The following is a 20,022-nucleotide window of genomic DNA, read 5'->3' as shown; positions in this document are numbered from 1 at the left end:
TTCATTCCCCCAGGTCGAGAGTGAGTTTGGTGACGGCGAACGCCTCGGCGTAGCGCGCGTGGCATTCGATGCCGCGGATCCGGGCCAGGCCGAGGAAGGCCTCCCGGTCGTACCAGGGCCGGTGCCGCTGCGAGGGGTAGTGCTCCTGCAGCAGCCGTACCTTCTGCTCGGCGATCTTTGGCGACAGCGGCTGGTACGCCGTCGGACGCCCGAGATCCCCGTCCCACTTGACGATCTCGTAGCGGAGCACGAGATGGTCGCGGAACGCCGTGGTCATCAGCTTCGCCAGGCCGCGGTGGTCCTGGTGCGCGTCATCGGTACGCGGCGCCAGGACGAGATCCGGTTCGGTGAGCCTACGCAGCTCCTCGACCGCGGACTTGGCCTCCTCCCAGTGCGCGGGCAGGCGCCCGTCCGGCAGCTTGTGCACGGTCAGGCGCAGGTCGGCGCCCGGGCAGAAGGCGGCGAGCGCGGCCCGCTCCTCCTGCTCCCGCTCGCCGCCACCGCCCGAGAGCACCAGCGCGTCGACGCGGACACCCGGCCGCGCCAGGCACAGCGTCAGCAGCGTGCCGCCGGCGCCGATGGCGATGTCGTCGCAGTGCGCGCCCACCGCGACGATCCGGTCAAGGCGCCCCGCGCCGAGCCGGATCACGCGGTCCTCGCCCCGGCGTCCGCACCCGCGCCGCCTCGTTCCCACACGGCCCACGGGCGCTCGCCCCGGGTGTAGGCGTCGTCGAGCGCGGCCCGCTCCTTCACGGTGTCGGTCGGCTTCCAGAAGCCGCGGTGCTGGTGGGCCACCAGCCGCCCCCGCTTGGCCAGTTGGGCGCAGCCGTCGGCGACCAGGTCCCCGTTCTGAGGGATGTGGTCGAAGACCTCCTGGCGGAGCACGAAGTAGCCGCCGTTCTCCCACAGCGGCAGTTCGCTCACCGGCGTGATGCCCCCCACCAGGCCGTCCTCGCCCAGGTCCACACAGTGGAACGAGGACTGCGGCGGCACCACCATCATCGACGCACCCGCGTCGCGCCGGGCGAACCGGTCGATCATCTCCGGCAGCGGGGCGTCGGTGAGCACGTCGGCGTAGTTGGCGAGGAACATCTCGTCGCCGTCCAGATGCTGCCGCACCCGGCGCAGCCGCTCCCCGATCGGCGACTCGATGCCGGTCTGCGCGAACGTGATCGTCCAGTCGGCGATGTCGGTGGACAGCAGCTCGGTGCGACCGCCGCGCAGCACGAAGTCGTTGGACGTCGTCTCCTCGTAGTTGAGGAAGAACTCCTTGATGTGGTGGGCCCCGTAGCCGAGGCACAGGATGAACTCGGTGTGCCCGAAGTGCGCGTAGTAGCGCATGACGTGCCAGATCAGCGGCCGCGGGCCGACCATCGCCATCGGCTTGGGCATGTCGTCGGACGCTCCGGCGCGCATGCGCAGCCCGTAACCGCCGCAGAACAGTACGACCTTCATGCTGTGACCTCTCGAGACGCGGCCTCGACAATGCTCAGTTCCGGGACGGGGAAGACCAGCCGGCCGCCCCAGGCGTGCACGAAGGACAACTGCTCGACCAGCTCGGCCCGCAGGTTCCACGGGAGGACGAGGACGTAGTCCGGCCGGTCGGCGGCTATCCGGTCGGGCGACAGGATCGGGATCCGGGTGCCCGGGGTGAACCTGCCGTGCTTGTACGGGTTGCGGTCGACCGTGTAGGCGAGCAGGTCGGGCCGGATGCCGCAGTGGTTGAGCAGGGTGTTGCCCTTGCCCGGTGCGCCGTAGCCGACCACCGTCTCACCGCGCTCGGCCGCCTCGATCAGGAACCGCAACAGGTCCCGGCGCACCTTGGCCACCCGGGCGGAGAACTCGGCGTACCCGGACAGCTCCCGCAGCCCGGCGGCCTTCTCCCGGTCCAGCACCCGGTCCACCCGCCGGGACGGCTCGCCGGCCACCTCCGCCGGGCGGGCCCACAGCCGGACGGAACCGCCGTGCGTGGGCAGCAACTCGACGTCCACGAGGGCCAGTCCGCCGCTCGCCAGCGCCCGCATGGCGGACGCGACCGTGTAGTACTGGAAGTGCTCGTGGTAGATCGTGTCGTACTGGTTCTCCTCGATCAGGGTCAGCAGGTGCTGCACCTCGATGGAGACCCAGCCGTCGTCGGCGACCAGGGCGCGCAGCCCCTTGGTGAAGCCGACCACGTCGGGGATGTGCGCGTACACGTTGTTGGCCACGACCAGGTCGGCCGGGCCGTGCTCGGCGCGGACCGCCGAGCCGGTGGCCGGGTCAAGGAACTCCGTGAGCGTGGGCACCCCCGCCTCCCGCGCCGCGGCGCCCACGTTCACCGACGGCTCGATGCCCAGGCAGCGGATCTGCCGGTCCACCAGGTGCCGCAGCAGATAACCGTCGTTGCTCGCGACCTCGACCACGAAGGCGTCGGCGCCCAGAGCGAGCCGCCCCACCGCGTCGGAGACGAACGTGCGCGCGTGCTCCACCCAGGAGGACGAGTACGAGGAGAAGTACGCGTACTGCGTGAACGTCTCCTCCGGGGTGATCAGCGGCGGTAGCTGCGCGAGCCAGCAGTCGGTGCAGACCCGCAGGTGCAGCGGGTACGCCGGCTCCGGCCGGTCCAGTTGGTCCGCGGCGAGAAAACTCTCGCACGGTGGCGTCGCCCCGAGATCGACGACGCTCGCCATCGCCTCCGAGCCGCACAGTCGGCATCGTGTCATCTGTTGTCCCCATCCCCCCTGCTCGCACGGGTGTCCCCGCCGCGAGCCGGTGCCGACCGCTCCGCGATCGCGCAGCGGTACCCCTCCACCAGGCGTTCAAGACCGACGGCCGGGCTGAACGCCTGCTCGTAACGGCGCCGGGCCGCCCGTCCCATCTCCCGGTTGCGGTCCGCGTCGGCGGTGATCCGGCGCAGAGCGGACGCGAGCGCGGCGGGCTCGCCCGGCCGGTGCAGCAGTCCACTCACCCCGTCCTCGACGAGTTCGACGAAGGCGCCGTGCCCGGCGGCGACGGCCGGGACCCCCGCCGCCATCGCCTCCACGACCACCAGACCGAACGCCTCCAGCCACGTCGAGGGAGCCACCACGGCCACCGACCGGGCGATGGCCCGCCGGCACTGCTCGGGGTCGTACAGGCCGACGTGGCGCACGTCGTCCCGGCCCGCCGCCCACGCGGTCACCTCCCGCTCCAGCGGCCCCGCGCCGGCGATCACGAGCGGCACGCCCACACCGCCGCCCGCGGCGATCTCGTCCCACGCGGCCATGAGCAGCCGTACGCCCTTGGCCTCGGCGAGCCGGCCGAGATAGAGGAGCTGCTCACCGGCGCCCGAGCGGCGGGCGTCCGGGTCGGGCACGAAGTTGTGCTTCACCGCCAGCCGTTCGGCCGGCATGCCGGCCCGCACCAGGACGTCGCGCTGCGCCGCGGAGATGCAGAAGAACCGCTCCACACCGGACCACCACCGCCGCCGGTTGACCGACAGGCTCACCGCGAGCGGCACCGTCGCGAGGCGCGAGCCGCGGTAGCAGCCGTGCCGCACGGCGGGCAGCGGCGCCGACCCGACGCACTCGGTGCACGGCCGGCCGTCCCGCTGCAGCGTGCCGGGCGGGCAGACCTGGGTGTAGTTGTGCAGCGTGGCGACTGCGGGCACCCCGGCGTCGGCGCAGGCGGCCAGCACCGCGGGCGACAGCAGCGGGAAGACGTTGTGGACGTGCACCACGTCCGGCGGATCGGAGCGCAGCCGGGCGGCCAGCTCCCTGCGGACCGCCGGGTTCCACGGCACGAGCAGCGGCACCGCGACCTTGCCCGGCAGGGAGCGGGCGGCGATGTCGTCACTGCGCCGCTCGAACACCTCGACCCGGTGACCGGCCGCGCGCAGCAGCGCCACCTCCTGGTCGACTACCTTGTTCTCCCCGCTCGGCTGCGCCGAGCCGTAGCGGTTGTGCACCACGAGGACGTGCATGCTCAGGTCACCTCCGAGGTCCGGGCCCAGCGTGGGACGCGCCGTCGAGGCGGTTCGGGCTTCGCCGGGAGCGCGGGCGCGGCGGGCGCCGCCAGCAGGGAGGCGGCCACGGCGAGGTGCAGCAGGTACGGCGAGGCGTCGCCGAGGCCCGCCTCGGTGTACGACGCGAGGGCGCAGTAGCTGATCAGGAAGATCGCGCAGGCCCTGGCGAGAGACGGCGGCCGCAGCAGCGCGACGCCGCCCAGCACGACGAAGAACGCCGCCACCAGTGCGACGCCGGTCAGACCCTGCTCGTGGTAGACCGCCAGCCAACTGTTGTCGATCGGCAGCCCGTCGAACGACTTGTCGCCCAGGCCCATGCCGAACACCTTCTCGCCGATCGTCCGGGGCGCCGCCAGCAGAGCGTCCCAGACCTTGGCCCGGCCGGTGAGATTGCTGAAGTTCTCCTCGCTCTGGCCGCGCAGGAACCACGCGTGCAGCGCGGAGGCGAACGCCACCGAGGCCACCGCGGCGCACAGCACCGCCCAGGAGAAGAACCGGCGGGCGGCGGCGCTGGTCAGGGTGAGTGAGCCGATCGCGAGCGTCAGACCGACGAGCAGACCGAGCGTGGCCGTACGGGTGTGGGTCAGCACGAGCAGGACGAGCGAGGGCACGACGACCATCGCGGCGCTGCGCCGGTCGGTTCTGCGGCCCAGAACGAGCAGCACGGTGAGTCCGACGATGATCGCGGCGTACTGCCCGATCTGCGGCGGGGTGAGCGGCCACAGCGCGCCGACCAGCCGTCCACCGTAGCGGTCGGGCATGGCCGCGCCCGGTGACACGAGCGCGCCGGCGGCCACCGAGCACAGGACGAAGAAGTACATCCGGATGTGGTGCCGTACGAACGTCTCACTGCCGTCCCACCAGCGGCTGAGCAGCCACAGTGTGCCGACGAAGAGAGCCAGCCGGGCGCAGCGGAACAGCGCGCCGACCCCGGAGTCCAGGTCCGCGCTGGAGATCAGGCTCGGTACCAGCAGCAGGGTGAGCAGCAGCAAGTAGGCACTGGCGCGCACCTGCAGGCGCAGGTTGATCGCGAGCGCCAGCGTGAACGCGACGGCCAGCGCGCCCATGGTGACCATCTGGATGAGCGAGCGGGGCAGCGGGACGATGGTCTCCGCCCCCGTGGAGCCGAGCGTGTTGAGGACCAGCAGCCCCCAGACCGTCCCGACCAGCTTCGGCGTGCGCTCCACCGCCATCTCAACCACCGTCCCGTCCACGGAAGGTGCTGCCCTCGTCCTGCCGGTAGGGCGCGCCCTGCCATGCCTCGAAGTCGAGGACCCGGCTCGGGTCGTGGGCGACGAACTTCCACGGTCCGACGTAGACGTTGTCGTGCCAGCGGTTGTGCTGCTGGAGGGTGATGGCCTTGGCCACCCGCTCGCCCTGGTACGGGGACCAGTCCGGATAGGTGCCGTAGTTGGCCAGCAGCGCCATGCGGTCGCAGTTCGCCGCGCACTCGACGACGGACTTGTCCAGGACGAAGCGGTTGTCGTGGATGTCCACCCGCTGGGTCTTCCACCGGCAGTCGTCGTACAGCGGTGCCTTGGCGATCGCCGGGCGCGCGCAGCGGTCGGTGTCCTCCACCAGCAACGTGCAGTCACCGGACGAGGTGTTGGCCGGGCTGTTGCAGAACCGGTCGGCGTTCTCCCACAGGGTGATCCCGGACCAGTTGTCCTCCAGGACGTTCCGGTAGATCTCGATCTTGTCCGTGCGGGCTTCGACGCGCGGTTCGCCGCCGGACTCGGAGAAGTAGAGGGTGGCGTACGGGAAGTCGTCGCCGCCGTCGGTGTTCTCGCGGCCCTCGACCCAGTTGTTGTGCCGGATCGTGTTGTTCCGGACGACCGCGTTGTAGCTGGTCTCGTAGATCAGCGCGGCACCGTCGTTGGACTCCAGCACGTTGTTCTCGATGAGGAAGTCGTTGTTGTTGGTGTCCGCCCACAGCCCGGTCCCGCGGTTGTCGTGCACCCAGTTGCCACGAATGTCGGCGCCGTCGACGGCCCAGAACTTGATGCCTCCGGTGCAGCCGCACCCCGGGCGCCGCCGCTCCCAGTCGCCGGTGTTGTTGCCCACGATCTCGTTGCCCTCGACCACCAGGTCCTTCAGTTGGCCGTCGCCCTTGTACGCGTTCATGCCGTACTGGCCGTTGTCGCGCAGGCAGTTGGCGCGGACCTGCTGGCGGGCACCGGCCATCAGTCCGGCGCCGGAGTTGTTCTGGATCCTCGAGTGCTCGATCACCCACCCGTCGGCCGAGTCGTGGTTGACCACGCCCTCGTCGTGCGGCGCGACGAAACCCTGCACGGTCAGGTGGCCGATGGTGACGTCGGGGGCGTTGCCGCCGAACGCGTACTGGTTGGTCTTGCGCCCGTCGAGCACCGCGCCCGGCGCGCCGAGGTAGGTGTTCCCCTCCTTGGGCACGACCTGGGCGTAGCGGTCCGGCGCGAGCCTGTGCTTGCCCGGCCGGAGCCAGAACGTGGTGTTCGCGGGGCTGCTCTTGGTCTTCGCGGCCAGGTCACCGGTCACGCCGGGGTCGACCGTCACCGCGCCCGCCGGTGCCTTCGCCGGCCCGGCCGGGGGCTTGGCGCACACCCGGGCCACGGACCGCGCCCCGGAAGCGGAGGGCGCCCCGGAAGTGGACGGCTCGGCGGTCGGCTCCGGCCGCGCGTCCGGCGTGCCGTCGCAGCCGGCCGTCGCCAGCAGGGCCAGTGCCAGCGGTGCCACCGGCCATGCCCAGTGCCGCCCCTTGATCCCCACTCGCCCCCCTAGCCGTGGAACCTGAGTACGGTCGTGAACCCGGCCGCGCCGTCGGCGAAGCCGGTGCCGACCAGCGTGGTGGCGGGTTCCTTGCGCCCGAAGCCGGGGGAGTACCAGCCCAGCGGCGGGTCGCTCTCGCCGCGGTGCGCCCGCCAGGACAACTGCCCGGGCAGGTCGAGCACCGCGGAGCGGTCCGCGCCGTCCCGGGCCCAGGTGAGCACCGCCCGGCTCCCCACCAGGTCCGCGGTGATCGCCGGGCCGAGATGGAACGCGAGGCGCACGGACCGGCGCGGGCCGCGCACCTCGTCGACCACCCGCAACTCCCGGCTCGCGGCCGTCAGTTCCACCCGGCGGCGGTGCACGGAGCGTCCGTAGCCGTCGTGCTCGGCGCACCAGCGGGACACCCCCCGGTCCGAGGTGCCGGACGCGTCCGCCGCCAGGACGCGGCTGCGGGCGTGCCGGGTCCACAGGAACGGGCCGCCGGAGACGGACTGGTCGTCGCCGTCCAACTGGAGGGTGTTGTGAGCGAGGGTCGAGCGGAAGTACCGCCGCCACACCGGCTGCCCGTGGTAGCAGAACGTGCCCGGATCGGCGAGCACGTCGACGCCGTCGTGCCTGACCTCCACGGACAGCGCGTCCGCGTGGGCGTGCGCGGCGATGGACAGGAAGCCGTGCGGACCACCGTCGCAGCGGCACCAGATCCCCGCCGGACCGCGCAGGATGGTGAGCCCCGCGTCGGCGAAGTGGGCCGGCCGGTTCGCCGGGCGCCGGACGGCCGGGGCGCTCCCGCGGTCCGCGTACGGCCGGATGAGCGCGGCCAGCAGCCCGGTGCGCACGTCGGTGCCGGTCACCGTAGGCCACCAGGGGAGCGAGCCGAACACGGCGTCCCCGGTGGCCAGCAGTGAGGCCCAGCGGTCGGTGCCCGCGCCGTCCACGACCAGGCCGTGCCCGTCGTCCGCGTCGCCCTGGCGCGGCGGCCGCAGCCGGTCGTCCACGACGGCCGCGAGCGCGTCGGTCATCCGCAGCAGCACCAGCCGGACCGACGCGGGGACCGGCACACCGGCGGCATCCGCCTCCGCCACCGCGGCCAGGCCGAGTTCCAGCACGAGGCCGTGGTACTCGGTGGCCAGCTCGCGGTTGAGCCCGGAGCCGAAGGTGTTGCTGCGCAGATGCCGTTCCAGCGACCGCAGCGCGTCGGCCCGCCAGCGCTCCGAGGAGGGGAACCACCCGAAGGCGCAGGCCGCCGCGAACTGTCCGGCGGCCTCGGCGATGACGTGGTTGTTCGCCGAGGACCCGCGGCTGGGAAGAGCGGCCAGCCAGTGCTGGTGGTGCCAGATCTGGTTCAGCGCCGCCGGGTTGCCCTCGAACAGCGCGGCCGCGCCCGGCCAGCCGTCGAGCAGCCGCCGGATCCACACCCAGGACAGCAGCCGGATCCCCAGCTCGATGCCGCTGGTCCAGTGCACCCCGCGCAGCGGCGCGTTCGACGTCCACCACGACCGCAGGTGCTCGGCCACCCGCTCGGCGTACCGCTCGTTCCCGGTGACCGCGTAGGCGGCGGCGAGCACGGTGAGGTACTGATGCCGGGACAGCTCCCAGATCTGCTTGACGTCCCCGACCGCGTCCTCGTTCCGGTACGGCACGTCGAAGGCGTAGCCCCACGGGGCACGGCGCCCGGTCTTCGGGTCGTACCACCAGTCCGGGTCGGTCAGGTCGTCGCGGAGCACGCCGAAGTACTCGACGTGTCCGGCCATCAGCCGGTCCGCCTCGGCGACCAGACGCTTCGCGGCGTCCGGCGGCACCGCGGCGACGGCCTGGGCGGGCAGTACCGCGGTGAACCGCGCGCCGCTCACGGACGGGCTCTCCGGGCGCGCCGAGCGCCAGCGCCGCCTGCGCACCGCGTCGCCCGCCCGGCCGCCGACCTCCCGCGGACCCATCCGGGACAGCCGTCGCAGGTACCAGCCCGCGCTCATGGTCATCGCGCCCCCGCCAGTGTCACCGGCGCACCGGCTGCCAGCGAGGCCGGTACGGCGAGGGTGGCCGCGGTGGTGGCGACCAGCGACTCGAGCGGCACCGGCATCGGCCCGCCGGTCCGTACGGCCCTGACGAACGCGGCCAGTTCGGCGGCCTGCCCCTTGTCCCGGGCCTTGGGCAGCCGCGGACCGACCCACCGCTTGCGGCGGCCGTCGTAGACGGCGGCGCGGAGGAAGTCGTCGAGCCGCAGCGCGCGGCCGTCCGCGACCAGGTCCAGGGTCTCCTTGGGGAACCCGGCGGGTCCCGTGGTGACGTAGGCGATGGTGGCGGTGGACCCGTCCGGGTAGCGCAGGACGACCTGGAGGTCCTCGTTGCCGGGCGTGGCGGTCGCGTACATCGAGACCGGGTCGGCCCCCAGCAGCCTGCTCGCCGTGTCGATGAAGTGCCCGCCCTCACCGGCGAACCGTGAGCCCTCGGTGCCCTGTTGGAGATACCAGCTACCGTGGTCCAGCCGGCCCGCGTTGACCAGGTACCGGACGTGCGCCGGCCCATTGCGGGCGCCGAACTGCTCTCCGGCCTCCCGCAGCAGCGGCGCGAACCGGCGGTTGAAGCCCACCTGAAGCCGGTCGTTGCCGGACTCCTCCACCGCCGCGAGCACGCCCGCCAGTTCGTCCCCGGTGAGCGCCAGCGGCTTCTCCACGAACACCGCCTTGTCGGCCAGCAGCGCCCGCCGGGTCAGTTCGGCGTGCGAGCTGTGGCGGGTGACGACGAACACCGCGTCGACCGACGTGTCGCCGAGCACGGCGTCGAGATCGGTGGTGGCCCGGGCGAAGCCGAACTTGCGCTGCGCGTTGGCGGCGGACAGTGCCGTCGTGGTGACGACCGTGGACAACTCGACGCCGTCGCGCCGCGCCAGGTGCGGCAGCAGCATCGAGCTCGCGTAGTTCCCGGCGCCGACGAACGCGAGGCGCACCGGCGTCCTCGCGGTGCGGGCGGTCCGCCTCCGCTTCACGTTGACCGCGGGCACGTTGACCGCGGGCACGGTCACCACCGGCGCCTGTGCCGGTGCCGCAGGACCGGCCTGCTGTCCGGGGTACCGGAAGAGCACCGCCACGGCCTTGAGGCCGCCGTCCTTCAGGCTCCGGTACGTCTCGACGGCGTCGTCGAAGTCGGCGGTGTGGGAGACCAGCGGCCCCACGTCGACACGGCCCCGGGCGGCGAGATCGAGGAAGCAGGCCAGGTTGCGGCGCTCCGTCCAGCGCACGTAGCCGATCGGGTAGTCCCGCCCCTCCAGCTCGTACTCCGGGTCGTAGCGCCCGGGGCCGTAACTGCGGGAGAACCGGACGTCGAGCTCCTTCTCGTAGTACGCGTTCCACGGCAGGTCCAGGCGGCACTTGCCGATGTCGACGACCCGGCCGCGGTCCCGGCACAACTGGGCGGCCAGCTCGACGGGCTGATTGCTGCCGCCGCCGGCTGCCAGGTACACCTGGTCCACGCCGTGACCGCCGGTGAGTTCGGCGACGGCGCTCGCCACGGCCGGGGACGCGGGATCGCCGCAGGCCGCGGCGCCCAGGCGCTCGGCCAGCCCGCAGCGCTCCGGGTCGGGATCGGCGCCGACCACGCGGACTCCCGAGGCGGCCAGCAACTGCACCACGAGCTGCCCGATCAGCCCGAGGCCGACGACCAGCGCCACTTCGCCGAGCCGCGACTCGCCCTGGCGGACGCCCTGCAACGCGATCGACCCGACGGTGCCGAAGGCCGCGTGCCGCGGCTCGAGGCCGTCCGGCACTGGGGCGTAGAGGTTCTTCGGCACCCAGTTCAGCTCGGCGTGCAGCGCGTGCTCGTTGCCGGCGCAGGCCACGATGTCGCCGACCTTCACGTCGTCGATCCCGGCGCCGACCTCCTCGACCACCCCGCACAGCGAGTAGCCCAGCGGCGTGTAGGAGTCCAGCTTGCCCATCACCTTGCGGTACGTGGCGGGCACCCCGTTGGTGGCCACGCTCTGCACGACCTTGGCCACCTGGTCCGGCCGGGAACGGGCCTTGCCCAGCATCGACATGCCGGCCTCGGAGACCTTCATCAGCTCGGTCCCGGTGGAGATCAGCGAGTAGGCGGTCCGCACCAGCACACCGCCCGGCTTGCAGCCCGGCACCGGCACGTCGAGCAGCGCCAGCTCGCCGCTCTTGTAGTTCTGCACAACCTGTTTCACCCGAAGTCCTCTTGTCTCTACGCCGTTCTCTACGCCGTCAAGCCGCCGAACTGTCAAGCCGTCAAGCCGCTCGGCTCCGGCCGGATCCGGAGCCGGATCCGGAGGTCGCGCCGCGATACCAGTACTCGAGGGTCAGCACGTGCCACAGATGCTTGGAGAAGTCCCGCTGCCCGGCGGCGTCCGCGGCGACCATGCGCGCCAGCGCGTCCCGGCGCAGGATCCCGGACCCGACGAGCACGCCGTCGTTCACCACCTCGCGCACCAGCGGTGCCAGATCCCGGCTCATCCAGGCCCGCAGCGGGGCGCTGAACAGGCCCTTGGGCCGGTACACGATCTCCCGGGGCAGGATCGAGGTGGCCGCCTCCTTGAGGACGGCCTTGCCCTGCCGTCCGACGATCTTGCGGTCCCCTGGCACGGCGAACGCCGCCGCGACCACGTCGACGTCCACGTACGGCACCCGCACCTCGGTCGACGCGGCCATGCTGGAGCGGTCCGTGTAGGCGAGGTTGAGGCCCGGCAGGAACATCCGGGCGTCGCCCAGGCACATGCGGTTCACGAAGTCGTCGAGAGTGTTGTCCTCGTAGACGTCGGCGTGCTCGGTCAGCACGTCGTCGACCGTCCCCGCGAGGTCCGGATCGATCAGGCCGAGCAGCTCGCCCTGGTCGTACATGGTGTAACTGCGCCGGAACGCGGTCTCCTCCGGCAGATCGGCGAAGGAGAGGAACCGCTTCGCGAAGCGCACGGACCGGTACCCGCGGCGGGCCGTGGCGACCGGCAGCCGGTCCACGGCGGCGGACAGACCGCGCCGCAGGGGCCGCGGGACGCGCTGGTAGCGCAGCGCCAGCAGGTTGGCCAGGTGCTTGCGGTAACCGGCGAACAGCTCGTCGGCGCCCATCCCGGAGAGCAGCACCTTGACCCCGGCCTCCCGGGCGGCCTCGCAGATCAGGAAGGTGTTGATCGCGGCGGGGTCACCGATCGGCTCGTCCAGGTGGTGTGTCATCCGCGGCAGCAGGTCGAGCACGTCCGGAGCGATCTCGATCTCGTGCAGGTCGACGCCGAACCGCTCGGCCACCTGCCGGGCGTAGCGCAGGTCGTCCGGCATCGCCTCGAACCTGGCGTCCTCGGCCCGGAACCCGATCGTGTAGGCGGAGATCCCGGGCCGGTCGCGGGCGGCCAGCGCCGTCAGGTAGCTGGAGTCGAGCCCGCCGGAGAGGAAGGTCGCCACGGGCACGTCGGAGAGCAGGTGGCGCCGGGTCGACTCCTCGACGACGGCGGCGACATCGGGCAGCTCCCCGGCCCGGGCCCGGTCCTGGCCCTCGGCGGCGACGTCCTTCAGGTTCCAGTACCGGCCGCGCTCCACCCGGCCGTCGGGACGGCACCTGAGCCAGCTCCCCGGCGGCAGCTTCTCCGCCTCGCGGAACGCGCACCGTGAGTCCGGCACCCAGTAGTACAGCAGCGAGGCCACCAGCGCCGCGTGGTCCACCTCCAGCGACCCGCCGGTCACCGCGGCGAGCGCCTTGAGCTCGGAGGCGAACACCAGGCCCGCGTCGCGCCGGAGCAGGAACAGCGGCTTGATGCCGAGCTGGTCGCGGGCGAGCACCAGCTCACCGGTTCGCTCGTCGAAGACCGCGAACGCGAACATGCCGCGCAGCCGTGGCAGGCAGTCCGTGCCCCAGCGCCGCCAGGCCTCGAGGAGCACCTCGGTGTCGGAGGTGCCGCGAAACCGCACCCCGGCGGATGCCAGCTCCGCGCGCAGCTCGGGCGCGTTGTACAGCTCGCCGTTGTAGGTCAGGGCGAGGCCGTCCGAGACCATCGGCTGGGCGCCGGTCTCGGACAGGTCGATGATGGCCAGCCGGCGGTGCCCCAGGTGCACTTCGCCGTCACCGGCCCGGTGGCCGTACCGGCCCGCGCCGTCCGGACCGCGGTGGGCGAGGACATCGGTGAGCCGGTCGGTGACGGCCTTCCCGTCCGGCCATCGGTACGTGCCTGCGATGCCACACATGTCTACCGCACCTCCTCGTCGCCGTCCGGGACCCGTGCGGCCGGCACCGGCGCCCGCTCCGTGCGCGGCCGGCCCGACCCGTTCTGCCGGGCCTGCCGCTCGAAGTGGCCGCGCAGCGCGGTGTGCTGCCCGTCCCACAGCGTGCCGTCGGTCCGGTCACGCGGATCGGGGTCGATCAGCACCACCCCGATCACCGCGATGCGCTGGTCCGCGAGCTGCCGCGCCACGGTGTGCAGCCACGCGGCGCTGCCGTGCCCGGCACGCACGACGAGCACGGTCCGGCCGCCGAGGTGCTGGAGGTCCGTCCACGCCGTGCCGGGTGCGACCGAGCCGACGCCGAGCCTGCGCTCCTTCGGCGAGGAGGCCGCGGCACGCTCGCCGCTGACCACGGCCGGGTCCGACGGCTTCGGGCGGCGCCGGGCGAGCTGCGGTCCGGGCAGACCGTCGACGACGACCACGGGACCCTGCGCCGCCAGTGCCCCGGCGAGGTCCATGGCGATCACGCTCGTGCCGCGCGCACAGCCCAGTTCCAGCAGCGACACCGGTTCCGTGGAGCCGCGCACCGTACGGGCCAGGGTCGTGGTGAGCCGTTCACGTGCCGCCCGGGTCCGCCGCCACTGCCACCGGGCCCACCGGCGTGGCGGGCGGCGCAGCTCCGCGAGGACCGAGGCGCCCAGGTTCGCCGCGATCTCCCGGCGCAGCACGGGGCGGTCCGCCACCACCGCGGAGACCGCGGCCAGCGCGAGCCCGAGGAAGAGCCCCAGGGCCAGCCCGATCGCGGCGTCGGTGACCACGGCCATGGGCAGGGAGCTCCGCACCAGGTGCGGGGCGTCCACGATCTCCGTGCCGGCGACGACCCTGGGCGCGCCGGTGCGGGCCTCCGCGGCACGCTGGTCGAACTCGGCGATCCGCGAGTCGAGCTCGGCCCGGCGGGCGAAGAGCGACTCGATGCTCGCCGACGCCTTCGGATCGTCTTCCGGCGACCGGTCCCCGATCGCCTCGTTGACCTCGGCGAGCTCCTCCCGCATCCGGTCCCGCTGGTCGAGCAGGGCCTCGGCCTCCGCCTGAGCGGTCTCCCGCATCCGCCTCACATGGTCGGCGACGAACGCGTCGGCCAGCGCCTTGGCCCGGTCCACCGCTTCCGCGTCGCTGTCACCCGTCACCTCGATCTGGAGCAGGTTGTTGGTCAGGCCGGTGACCCGGTAGTCCCGCATGAAGTCCTCCGGGTTCTCGGTGGACTTGAGGGTCCGCAGGGCCTGGCCGGCGATCCGTGTGGTCCCCAGCAGCTCGACGTCGGTGCGGATCAGCGTTCCGGTGTCGTTCGGCTGGTCCTCCTGGTGCGCGACCAGCACCTGGGCCACCGCGGTCGGCGGCGCCGGCAACAGGACCGCCACCGCCGCGCCGACCAGGAGCCCCAGCAGTGCCAGGGAGCCCCACAGGCGGCGACGCCTGCGCACCGCCACCACCAGCGCCTGGAGGTCGAGCAGCGGAGCTGCGGCCGGGGAAGGGGACGTCTGGCTCGTCGTCACGTGGAACCTCCCGTCGCGTGGCCGCCCACCGCGACCGCTGCGGCGTCGTCGTCCCGGGTCCGGGCGGCGGACCGCGCCGTACGATCGCGGACCGGGTCGGCCAGGACGATGCCGACGACCTCGTGCCCGCCGTCCGCACACGCCTCGGAGATGCCGGCCAGCTCCTGAGCGGTCCAGTTGCCCGCGCTGAGCACGACCAGGGCACCGGACTCGGTGTCGCGGTCCGGCACCGTCGGCCGGGACACCGAAACCTCCACCACCCGCAGCAGCGGATCGCCCTCGGCCTCGGCGACAAGCTGCCCTGCGGCCCGGCGGGCGATCTCGTCGCCGTCCGGCACGACGACCAGCAGCCGCCGGGGCGGGGGCAGTTGGTCCCGGAGACCGGCGCACACCCGCCGGTAGCGCAGCTTCCTGCCCGCCTCGTCCGCGGACGTCCGCGGGGCCGGGAGGTCCCACCGGGTGTCGGCGCCCAGCAGCCGCCGGACCCGGGCCCGCGGGCCGCCACCCCGCGGCCGGTCCGCGCGCCGGTCACCGGGCACGTCGACCGTGCCGAGCAGCGCCGAGCCCAGCGCCGCGGCGATCTCCGGTTCGGCGCGCAGCCGGCGGTTCATCCGTGCGGCGGTGAGATGGCCGACGACCGCGAGCAGGAAGAAGAGCAGCGCCCCGCCGGCGACGAGCTGCGTCCGCGTCGGCGGTGCCTCGCCGGTCGGCCGGGTCGCCGGCCCCATGACGACCATGCCGGCCTTGTTGCTCGCCGAGTCGGCCTGGTCCAGCTTGTTCATGGCATCCTGCAGCGCGCTGCGCAGCTTCTCGAGTTCGGTGCGGGCCTGCACGCTCTCCACGGTCCGCCCGGGATCGGCCGAGTCGGCCAGGTCGCTGATACGGCGGTTGGTCCGCGACACCTGCTGCCGCAGGGCCTCAGGCCCCGACGCGGCATCGGAGTCGGTGCCGCCGCCCGCGATCTGCGCGGCGAAGGCGACGAACTGCCGCGCCACCTCGTCGGAGAGCCGCTGGGCGCGCTCCGGGGTGTCGTCCGTACCCGAGATCTTGATGATGTTGCCGTCGGTGGCCTCGGCGCTCACCCGGTCCCGCAGCTCGCCGACGCCGACGCCGGGCCGGTCGAGTGTGGCCGCCGCGCGGTCGATCACCGTCGAACTGGTCGCGACCTCCACCTGGGTCAGCAGCTCGCGCTCCTCCCACTGCCCGGGCAGCAGCACCGATGCCGACGCCGTGTACCGCGGCGGGAACAGCACCGAGATGCCGTAGCCGGCCAGCGCGCCCACCAGGGCGAGGACGGCGAGCAGCCGCCCCCGGCGGCGGAGCATCCGCCCGATCGTGACCAGGCGTATCGTGTCGTCGCTCACCTGCGCGGCCTTCTCCCTGTCCGGAACGGGGCGCCCGCCGACACCGGAGTGTGGTCACGGCAGGCGGCGGCGTAGGCGGCGAGCAGCGATCGCTGGGAGTTCCGCCAGGACAACTGCCCGCCGATCCGCTCCTGGCCGGTCTTGCCCATCCGGGCCCGCAGCTCCGGATCGTCCAGCAGCATCGCGACGAGCGCGGCGAATTCGGCCTCGTCGTTGGCGGGGGCGTAGACGGCGGCGTCACCGGCGGAGACCCGCGCCTCCCGGAGGTCGAACGAGACGATCGGCCGGCCCATCGCCATGTACTCCAGGACCTTGTTCATGGTCGACACGTCGTTGAGCGGATTGCGCGGGTCGGGGGAGAGGCACACGTCCGCGGTGGACAGGTAGCGCACCAGGTCGGAGTCCGGAATGCGCCCGGTGAACCGCACCTGCTCGGAGAGACCGAGCCGCCGGGACAGCTCCACCATCGCGTCGAAGGCGTCGCCGGAGCCGACGAACACCGCGTGCCAGTCGGTGCGCCCGAGGTCGTCGCGCAGCTTCGCCAGCGCCCGCAAGGCGTAGTCGACGCCGTCCTGCGGGCCCATGACGCCCAGGTAGCACAGCAGATGGGGCTTGCCGCACTTCAACCCCGGTTCGGGCGGCACCGGTCGGAACCGGTCGGTGGCGGGCGCGCTGCGCACCACGAAGACGTCCGCCGGCCGCCGGCCGCCACGGTGCACCGCGACGTCCTTGTAGCTCTCGTTGGTGGCCAGCACGACGTCCGCGGCCCGATATGTCATCCGTTCCAGCGCGCACACGGCGCGGTAGAGCAGATCCTTGCCGCGGCCGAACCGGGAGAGGTACAGCTCGGGTATCAGGTCGTGCTGGTCGAAGACGAACCGCGCGCCGCGCCGCTTCAGCCACAGTGCCGGCAGGAACAGCAGGTCGGGCGGATTGCAGGCGTGGACCACGTCGACCGGGCCGACCTTGCGGGCCAGCCGGACGGTGTGCCACAACGCCGCTCCGTACTCCCGCAGATACCCGGCCGGTCCTCCGGTGGCCGCGCGCAACGGGTAGCGGTGGATCCGCACCCCGTCGATCTCCGCCTCCGCCTCCGTGTCCCGCGCAGTGCCCCGGGGACAGATGACGTCCACGGTCCAGCCCGCGTCGCGCAGCGTCGTGCACTCCTGCCACACCCGCCGGTCGAACGGCACCGACAGGTTCTCCACCAGGATCAGCGCGCGCCGGCCCGGCCGGTCGCCGCCGGCTCCGTCGTCGAACGATGTGTCACCAAGCAAGGCCCACGTACCCCGGTTCGGCCCGGCGCGCCTCGGCGTCGGGGAGGTGGATGAGGTCGACGATCGTCGGGCCGTCGCCGTGCGGCAGCGCCGACAGCACGGCCGGGTCCCTGGTCCCGACCAGGCACACCTCGGCGTGCTCCAGCACCTCCTCGACCGATTCCGCGAGCAGTTGCGCGAGGTGCGGCAGCCGGGTCTCGACGTACTCGCGGTTCGCGCCGAGCAGCCGGGACAGGCTCACGTTGGCGTCGTGGATCCGCAGGTCGTACCCCTTGCCGAAGAGCCTCTCCGCCAGCTCGACCAGCGGGCTCTCACGGAGGTCGTCGGTGCCGGGTTTGAAGGACAGCCCGAACATGCCCACCCGGCGCTTGCCGGTGCGCTCGACCAGCTCCACCGCGCGTTCCAGATGTGCCGAGTTGGAGGGCAGCACGTGGGCGAGGATGGGTACCGAGACGTCGGCCCGCTGCGCCGCGTGGACCAGGCTGCGCAGGTCCTTGGGCAGGCAGGAGCCGCCGAAGGCGAAGCCGGGCCGCAGGTAGGCGGGGCTGATGTTCAGCTTGCGGTCGGCCAGGAACACGTCCATCACCTGGTGCGAGTCCACCCCGAGCGCCTGGCACACCGCGCCCAGCTCGTTGGCGAAACCGATCTTGAGGCCGTGGAACGCGTTGTCCGCGTACTTGATCGCCTCGGCCGTGGCGACCGGCACCCGGAACACCTCGCCGGGCAGACCGTCGTACAGCGCCGTCATCACGTCGCCGCTCGCCGGGTCCAGCTCGCCGACGACGGTCTTGGGCGGGTCGAAGAAGTCCCGCACGCTCGTGCCCTCGCGCAGGAACTCCGGATTGACCGCGACCCCGAAGTCCACTCCGGCGGTGCCGCCGACGTACTTCTCCAGTATGGGCACCAGCAGGTTCAGGGCGGTGCCCGGAAGCATGGTGCTGCGGAACACGACGGTGTGCCGCCCACCGAGCCCACCGAGCCCACCGAGCCCACCGCGGTCCGCCAGCGCGGCGCCGATCTGCTCGGTGACCCGCTCCAGATACGTGGTGCACAGGCTGCCGTTGGGCTCAGACGGCGTGCCCACGCAGACCAGCGACACCTCGCTGCCCATGATCGCCTCGCGGACGTCGCCGGTGGCGCGCAGCGCCCCGGTTTCCACGACCTCGGCGATCAGCTCGCCGATCCGCTCCTCGACGACCGGGGCCTTGCCGTCGTTGACCAGGTCGACCTTCACCTGGTTCACGTCCACCCCGATGACCTCGTGCCCCATGCCGGCCAGGCACGCGGCCGACACGCAGCCCACGTAACCGAGCCCGAAAACGCTGACCCTCATGACCCGTTCCTCCCCCCGGGCAGGCCCTGGCGGCCTGCCGTCCGCGCGTCCCCACGACGACGCCGGCTCATCAGTAGGCCCCGTGCCCGTGGACCACCGCACGCAGCGTCTTCCACAAGATCACCGTGTCCAGGGCGAGCGACCAGTCCTCCACGTACCGCAGGTCGAGGCGCACCGCCTCCTCCCACGGCAGGTCGCTGCGTCCGCTGATCTGCCACAGGCCGGTGAGTCCGGGCTTGACCAGCAGCCGCCGCCGGATGTCCGGGCCGTACGCGGCGGACTCCTCCGGTAACGGGGGTCGCGGACCGACCAGCGACATCGATCCGGTGAGCACGTTGAAGAGCTGCGGGAGCTCGTCGATCGAGTACCGGCGCAGCACCGCTCCCAGCCGGGTCACCCGCGGATCCCGGCGGAGCTTGAACAGCAGGCCCGCGCCCTCGTTGCGGTCGGCCAGCGCGGCACGTGCCCCGTCGGCCCCGGCGACCATGGTGCGGAACTTGACAATGGTGAACTCGCGGCCGTCCTTGCCGACCCTGCGCTGGCGGTAGAAGACGCCGCCGCGGCTGTCCACCAGGACGAGCAGGGCGACGAGCGTCATCAGGGGCGCGAACACCACCAGCAGGAGGGCCGCGCCCACCCGGTCGACGACTCCCTTGACCGAGCGGCGGCCTCCGGTGAACGTCGGCATGCTGACCCGCAGCAGCGGGATCCCGAGCACCGCGTCGACGTGCAGCCGCGGTCCGGCCACCTCCATCAGCACGGGGGCCACGACCATCTCGGCGTCGCTGCCCTCCAGGTTCCAGGCCAGCCGTTGCAGCCGGTGCGGCGACCAGTGCGGGTCCGCCGTGACCGCGACGACCCGGTAGCCGTCGCGGTGGACGTGGTCGGCGACGTCCGCCAGTGGACCGACGACCGGTACTCCGTCCAGTTGGTCACCGTCGAGTCCGGGATCGTCCGTCGTGCACACCGCTTCCACCCGCCAGCCGAGGTGCGGGAATCTTCGGGTCCGGGCGATGAGATCGCTGACGGTGGCCGGGCTCCCGGCGGCGAGCACCGGTCTCAGGCACCGTCCCGCCTTCCGCTGCCGGTGCAGCCGGATGCGCAGCGCATACCGCGCGATCATGGTGACGATCGCGATCGCGGGAACGGCGACGAAGATCCAGAGTTTGATGTTGCGCGAGGTGAGGGCGATTCCGCCGAGCGCCAGCACGACGGTCGCCATGAACAGTGAGCGGCCGAGCCGGCGGAATTCCTCCGCACCCTGGCCGAGAACCGCCGGAGACCACGACCGGCTCACCGCGAGCGCTCCCAGCACCAGCACCTCGGTGCCGAATGCGAGAATGCCCCATTTCTCGTGCCAGTTGGCGGCGTCCCGGACCCCGAAGAAATTGCCGATACCCGCCACGACGACCGCGGTGGTCACGGCATCGCTGGTGATCACGGTACGGCGGTACCGTTGCTCCCAATCGGTCTCGGTCCGGCTGATCCCGTCGTTCGCCAGTCGCCCGCCCGCGGACGGAAACGGGCTGACCAATCCCCCTTGCCGCACAGAACCCCCCAGGTCCCCAGTGGTTCGACGTGTTCGCCTAACACTGCCCCTCCTCTGGGAG

Annotated in this window: 14 protein-coding genes; all 14 read right to left on the bottom strand. The window is 72.6% G+C overall.

All coding sequences use genetic code 11. The features are described from left to right. Position 1: 1 nt before the first annotated feature. Positions 2-649: a PIG-L deacetylase family protein gene (locus KUM40_RS25265; protein WP_217168427.1), complete on the bottom strand. Its 648-nt coding sequence runs from the start codon at positions 647-649 to the stop codon at positions 2-4. Beyond that, positions 646-1,455 (bottom strand): glucose-1-phosphate cytidylyltransferase, encoded by an 810-nt coding sequence (locus tag KUM40_RS25260; protein ID WP_217168426.1) that lies wholly within the window; start codon positions 1,453-1,455, stop codon positions 646-648. Before KUM40_RS25260 ends, KUM40_RS25265 begins: the two co-directional genes overlap by 4 nt. Then, the gene (locus KUM40_RS25255; RefSeq protein ID WP_217168425.1) at positions 1,452-2,702 is read right to left on the bottom strand and encodes a class I SAM-dependent methyltransferase; all 1,251 of its coding nucleotides are present in this window, start codon (positions 2,700-2,702) and stop codon (positions 1,452-1,454) included. Before KUM40_RS25255 ends, KUM40_RS25260 begins: the two co-directional genes overlap by 4 nt. Continuing rightward, entirely contained in the window at positions 2,699-3,940 is a 1,242-nt protein-coding gene (locus KUM40_RS25250; RefSeq protein WP_217168424.1) for a glycosyltransferase, read from the bottom strand. The genes KUM40_RS25255 and KUM40_RS25250 overlap by 4 nt, the downstream gene beginning before the upstream one ends. A gap of 2 nt (positions 3,941-3,942) precedes the next feature. Beyond that, a complete protein-coding gene (locus tag KUM40_RS25245; protein WP_217168423.1) occupies positions 3,943-5,175 on the bottom strand; it encodes an O-antigen ligase domain-containing protein in 1,233 nt (410 codons plus the stop codon). A 1-nt stretch (position 5,176) separates the two neighbouring features. Then, positions 5,177-6,727, bottom strand: coding sequence for a right-handed parallel beta-helix repeat-containing protein (locus KUM40_RS25240; RefSeq protein WP_217168422.1), 1,551 nt, complete (start codon positions 6,725-6,727; stop codon positions 5,177-5,179). Between the two features lie 8 nt (positions 6,728-6,735). After that, entirely contained in the window at positions 6,736-8,703 is a 1,968-nt protein-coding gene (locus tag KUM40_RS25235) for an alginate lyase family protein (protein WP_217168421.1), read from the bottom strand. Further along, positions 8,700-10,907 (bottom strand): bi-domain-containing oxidoreductase, encoded by a 2,208-nt coding sequence (locus KUM40_RS25230; protein WP_217168420.1) that lies wholly within the window; start codon positions 10,905-10,907, stop codon positions 8,700-8,702. The genes KUM40_RS25235 and KUM40_RS25230 overlap by 4 nt, the downstream gene beginning before the upstream one ends. Before the next feature lie 61 nt (positions 10,908-10,968). After that, the gene (gene asnB / locus KUM40_RS25225; protein WP_217168419.1) at positions 10,969-12,909 is read right to left on the bottom strand and encodes an asparagine synthase (glutamine-hydrolyzing); all 1,941 of its coding nucleotides are present in this window, start codon (positions 12,907-12,909) and stop codon (positions 10,969-10,971) included. A gap of 2 nt (positions 12,910-12,911) precedes the next feature. Further along, positions 12,912-14,438, bottom strand: coding sequence for a Wzz/FepE/Etk N-terminal domain-containing protein (locus KUM40_RS25220; protein WP_217168418.1), 1,527 nt, complete (start codon positions 14,436-14,438; stop codon positions 12,912-12,914). Next, complete coding sequence (locus tag KUM40_RS25215) at positions 14,435-15,802, bottom strand: Wzz/FepE/Etk N-terminal domain-containing protein (protein ID WP_217168417.1); 1,368 nt, start codon at positions 15,800-15,802, stop codon at positions 14,435-14,437. Before KUM40_RS25215 ends, KUM40_RS25220 begins: the two co-directional genes overlap by 4 nt. Continuing rightward, positions 15,799-17,079, bottom strand: a complete 1,281-nt coding sequence (locus KUM40_RS25210) for a glycosyltransferase family 4 protein (RefSeq protein ID WP_217168416.1) — start codon at positions 17,077-17,079, stop codon at positions 15,799-15,801. The genes KUM40_RS25215 and KUM40_RS25210 overlap by 4 nt, the downstream gene beginning before the upstream one ends. After that, a complete protein-coding gene (locus KUM40_RS25205) occupies positions 17,069-18,412 on the bottom strand; it encodes a nucleotide sugar dehydrogenase (protein WP_217168415.1) in 1,344 nt (447 codons plus the stop codon). Before KUM40_RS25205 ends, KUM40_RS25210 begins: the two co-directional genes overlap by 11 nt. Positions 18,413-18,482: 70 nt before the next feature. Further along, a complete protein-coding gene (locus tag KUM40_RS25200) occupies positions 18,483-19,961 on the bottom strand; it encodes a sugar transferase (protein WP_217168414.1) in 1,479 nt (492 codons plus the stop codon). Between the last annotated feature and the right edge of the window lie 61 nt (positions 19,962-20,022).

Source organism: Streptomyces sp. AC512_CC834, assembly GCF_019049325.1.
Taxonomy (GTDB): Bacteria; Actinomycetota; Actinomycetes; order Streptomycetales; family Streptomycetaceae; genus Streptomyces.
Note: the sequence above shows the minus strand (reverse complement) of the source record. Positions and strands in the feature narration are given on the sequence as shown.

What these genes read in the sequence shown, in the direction of transcription:
- KUM40_RS25235 (WP_217168421.1), bottom strand. Translation starts at nt 8,703, where the DNA reads ATGACCATGAGCGCGGGCTGGTACCTGCGACGGCTGTCCCGGATGGGT.
- KUM40_RS25205 (WP_217168415.1), bottom strand. Translation starts at nt 18,412, where the DNA reads ATGAGGGTCAGCGTTTTCGGGCTCGGTTACGTGGGCTGCGTGTCGGCC.
- KUM40_RS25255 (WP_217168425.1), bottom strand. Translation starts at nt 2,702, where the DNA reads ATGACACGATGCCGACTGTGCGGCTCGGAGGCGATGGCGAGCGTCGTC.
- KUM40_RS25260 (WP_217168426.1), bottom strand. Translation starts at nt 1,455, where the DNA reads ATGAAGGTCGTACTGTTCTGCGGCGGTTACGGGCTGCGCATGCGCGCC.
- KUM40_RS25245 (WP_217168423.1), bottom strand. Translation starts at nt 5,175, where the DNA reads ATGGCGGTGGAGCGCACGCCGAAGCTGGTCGGGACGGTCTGGGGGCTG.
- KUM40_RS25250 (WP_217168424.1), bottom strand. Translation starts at nt 3,940, where the DNA reads ATGCACGTCCTCGTGGTGCACAACCGCTACGGCTCGGCGCAGCCGAGC.
- asnB (WP_217168419.1), bottom strand. Translation starts at nt 12,909, where the DNA reads ATGTGTGGCATCGCAGGCACGTACCGATGGCCGGACGGGAAGGCCGTC.